Origin of the sequence: Streptomyces sp. NPDC048420 (assembly GCF_040651535.1) — a bacterium.
In the GTDB taxonomy this organism is placed as follows: Bacteria; Actinomycetota; Actinomycetes; order Streptomycetales; family Streptomycetaceae; genus Streptomyces.
The window spans coordinates 1-4,000 of sequence record NZ_JBEZKG010000069.1 but is presented as its reverse complement, the minus strand read 5'-3'; the positions used below and the strand labels follow the sequence as shown (position 1 = coordinate 4,000).

The following is a 4,000-nucleotide window of genomic DNA, read 5'->3' as shown; positions in this document are numbered from 1 at the left end:
CTCGACACAAGCCACCTCACTTGTCCGTTTGCCTTGAGCGTCCTGGCGCTGCAGGTCACTGGCTGGTTCTGACTGGTCCTGGCTCCCGTTCGGCACATTGCATACAGTCGACGAATACTGTATGAAGATTGTTATCCCGCATCCGATGGGTGATGTCCAGGGGGCGTGCACCACTTTTAAGTCGCGCATGACTTTCAGACGGGAGCCGAATCATGGACCTGTACGAGCACCAGGCGCGGGCCCTCTTCGAAGAACACGGAATCCCGGTGCCGCGCGCCGAGGTCACCGACTCGCCCCAGGAGGCCCGATCGATCGCCCGCCGACTCGGAGGCAGCGCCGTCGTCAAGGCGCAGGTCAAGACCGGTGGCCGGGGCAAGGCGGGCGGTGTGCGGCTCGCCGCCGACCCGGCCGAGGCCGAGCGGACGGCACGCCGGATCCTCGGCATGGACATCAAGGGGCACACGGTCGGCACGGTCATGCTGGCCCAACCCGTCGACATCGAGACCGAGTTCTACGTCGCCTACGTCCTCGACCGCGCCGCGGGCCGCTTCCTGGCCATCGCCTCCGCGGAGGGCGGCATGGAGATAGAGGAGGTCGCCGCCGTCCGCCCCGAGGCAGTCGCCCGCATACCCGTCGACCCCGCCGAGGGTGTCACCTCGGCGAAGGCGGCCGAGATCGCGGGCGCCGCCGGGCTGCCACCGCAGTCCGTCGACATCCTCGTACGGCTGTGGGAGGTGCTGGTCCGCGAGGACGCCGTCCTGGTCGAGGTCAACCCGCTCGTCCGCACCCGGCAGGGCCGCCTCGTCGCGCTCGACGGAAAGGTCACCCTCGACGACAACGCCCGCTTCCGGCAGGCCCGTTGGGGTGCCGAGATCCTCGCGTACGACGATCCGCTGGAGGCCGCTGCCGCCGCCAAGGGCCTCAACTACGTCAAGCTCGACGGCGAGGTCGGCATCATCGGCAACGGCGCCGGGCTGGTCATGTCGACCCTCGACGTGGTCGCCGGCTGCGGCGCCCGGCCCGCCAACTTCCTCGACATCGGCGGCGGCGCCTCGGCCCGGGTCATGGCCGACGGGCTGTCGGTCATCCTGTCCGACCCGGCCGTCAAGTCCGTGTTCGTCAACGTCTTCGGTGGGATCACCGCCTGCGACGCGGTCGCCGACGGCATCGTGCAGGCCCTGGACAGGGTCCGGTTGACCAAGCCGCTCGTCGTGCGCCTCGACGGCAACAACGCCGCCCGCGGCCGGGCCGTACTCGACGAACACGCCCATCCGCTCCTCCAGCAGGCCACCACCATGGACGGCGCGGCCCGCCGTGCCGCCGAACTCGCCAACGCGGGCTGAAGGAGCGGGGCATGGCCATCTTCCTGACCAAGGAGTCCAGGATCCTCGTCCAGGGCATGACCGGCGGCGAGGGCATGAAACACACCCGGCGCATGCTCGCGGCCGGCACCAACGTGGTCGGCGGCGTCAACCCGCGCAAGGCCGGCCGCACCGTCGACTTCGACGACCGTGTCGTACCCGTCTTCGGGTCGGTTGCCGACGGTATACGGGAGACCGGAGCCGACGTCAGCGTCGTCTTCGTACCACCCGCCTGCGCCGAGGCGGCAGTTGTCGAGGCCGCCGACGCAGGGATCGGCCTCGTCGTCGTCATCACCGAGGGCATCCCGGTGCACGACTCCGTCACCTTCACCGCGTACGCCACGCGGAAGGGCACCCGGGTCATCGGGCCCAACTGCCCCGGCCTGATCACCCCCGGCCAGTCCACCGCCGGCATCATCCCGGCGGACATCAGCAGGGCGGGCCGTATCGGACTGGTGTCGAAGTCGGGCACGCTCACCTACCAACTCATGTACGAGCTGCGCGACATCGGCTTCTCCACCTGTGTCGGCATCGGCGGGGATCCCGTCGTCGGCACCACCCACATCGACTGCCTGGCCGCCTTCCAGGACGACCCCGACACCGAACTGATCGTCCTCATCGGGGAGATCGGCGGCGACGCCGAGGAACGGGCGGCCGCGTACGTCCGCGAGCACGTCACCAAGCGGGTCGTCGGCTACATCGCCGGATTCACCGCGCCCGAGGGCCGGACCATGGGCCACGCCGGCGCCATCGTGTCCGGCTCGGCGGGCACGGCACAGGCGAAGAAAGAGGCGCTGGAGGCGGTCGGCGTCAAGGTCGGCAACACCCCGACCGAGACGGCCCGCCTCGTGCTCTCCCTGCTGGACACGGTCCGCGAAGCCCCTCAGACCTGACCCGGAACCACACAGCGGCGGACGGAGATCCGTCCGGTGCCGCCGCGTCCCTAATACCCCTAATACCCCGCCCCCGACTGTGCACCGAGAGCGGAGACATCACATGACAACCACCCTCGACTCCACCCAACTCGTGCTGAAGTCCGGTACGTCCTGGAACGAAGCCTGGCAGCGCTGCCTGGCCGTCGCCCCTGAGGCCTTCCGGGACGACCGCGTCCTCAACCTCTGGAGCTCCGCCTGGCGGGCCGACGGCCGGGCCCTGCCCGCCACCAGCCCCGTCGACGGCAGCCCGATCGCCGGCCCGCCGCGGCTGGACCGGGACGCAGCCCACCAGGCCGTCCGCGCCTCCCTCGACCAGCACCGCGCCTGGCGGCATGTACGACTCGAAGAGCGCCGGGCGCGGGTCGCGGCCACCCTCGACGCCCTCACCCAGCACCGCGAACTCCTCGCCCTCCTGCTGGTCTGGGAGATCGGCAAGCCGTGGCGGCTCGCCCAGGCGGACGTCGACCGCGCCATCGACGGAGTGCGCTGGTACGTCGACGGCATCGAACCGATGATCGAGGGCCGGGCCCCGCTGGACGGCCCGGTGTCCAACATCGCGAGCTGGAACTACCCGATGAGCGTGCTCGTTCACGCCATGCTGGTGCAGGCACTGGCGGGCAACGCGGTCATCGCCAAGACCCCGACCGACGGCGGCGTCGCGTGTCTCACCTTGGCCTGCGCGCTCGCCGCCCGTGAGGGAATCCCCGTCACCCTCGTCAGCGGCAGCGGGGGAGAGCTGTCCGAGGCGCTGGTGCGGGCGCCCGAGATCGGCTGTGTCTCCTTCGTCGGCGGCCGCGACACCGGCGCCGCGGTCGCCACGGCCGTCGCCGACCTCGGCAAGCGCCATGTACTCGAACAGGAGGGACTCAACACCTGGGGCATCTGGAACCACTCCGACTGGGACGCCCTCACCGCCGTCATCCCCAAGCTCTTCGACTACGGCAAGCAGCGCTGCACCGCCTACCCGCGCTTCGTCGTCCAGCGTGAACTCTTCGACGAGTTCCTGGCCGCCTACCTCCCGGCGGTGCGCACCCTGCGCCTCGGACATCCCCTCGCCGTCGCGAACCCCGACGACCCCTACCCGGCACTGGACTTCGGGCCGGTGATCAACGCGGCCAAGGCCAAGGAACTCCGCGACCAGGTCGCCGAGGCCATCGACCGCGGAGCCGTCCCCGTGCACCGCGGCAGCGAGGCCGACGCCCGCTTCCTGCCGGGCCAGGACACCTCGGCGTACGTCCAGCCCGTCACCCTTCTCAACCCGCCCCCGTCCTCACCGCTGCACCACGCGGAACCCTTCGGCCCGGTCGACACCATCGTCCTGGTCGACACGGAGGCGGAACTGCTGGCCGCGATGAACGCCTCCAACGGCGCGCTGGTGGCCACCCTGTCCACCGACGACCGGGCCACCTTCGAACGGCTCGCCCCGCAGATCCGCGCGTTCAAGGTCGGTCATGGCAAGCCGCGTTCCCGTGGCGACCGCGACGAGCTGTTCGGCGGGTTCGGCGCCTCCTGGCACGGCGCCTTCGTCGGCGGCGAGCTGCTCGTACGCGCGGTCACCCAGGGGCCGGCCGGCGAACGGCTGCCCGGAAACTTCCCCGAGTACCAGCTGATGCCGTGAGGCGAGTCCGGGTGGCGTCCACGAAGGGGCGCCGCCCGGACACCGGCGAACACACGACGACGCAGAGATGGGGTGACGAGCATGAC

At 70.6% G+C, this 4,000-nt stretch carries 3 protein-coding genes; all 3 read left to right on the top strand.

What is annotated here, in order from left to right; all coding sequences use genetic code 11:
• Positions 1-212 precede the first annotated feature (212 nt).
• A complete protein-coding gene (sucC, locus tag AB0D34_RS47175) occupies positions 213-1,343 on the top strand; it encodes an ADP-forming succinate--CoA ligase subunit beta (protein ID WP_362674371.1) in 1,131 nt (376 codons plus the stop codon).
• Positions 1,344-1,354: 11 nt separating this feature from the next.
• Positions 1,355-2,254, top strand: coding sequence for a succinate--CoA ligase subunit alpha (sucD, locus tag AB0D34_RS47170; protein WP_362674369.1), 900 nt, complete (start codon positions 1,355-1,357; stop codon positions 2,252-2,254).
• Between the two features lie 103 nt (positions 2,255-2,357).
• Entirely contained in the window at positions 2,358-3,914 is a 1,557-nt protein-coding gene (locus tag AB0D34_RS47165; protein ID WP_362674367.1) for an aldehyde dehydrogenase family protein, read from the top strand.
• The last annotated feature ends 86 nt before the right edge of the window (positions 3,915-4,000 follow it).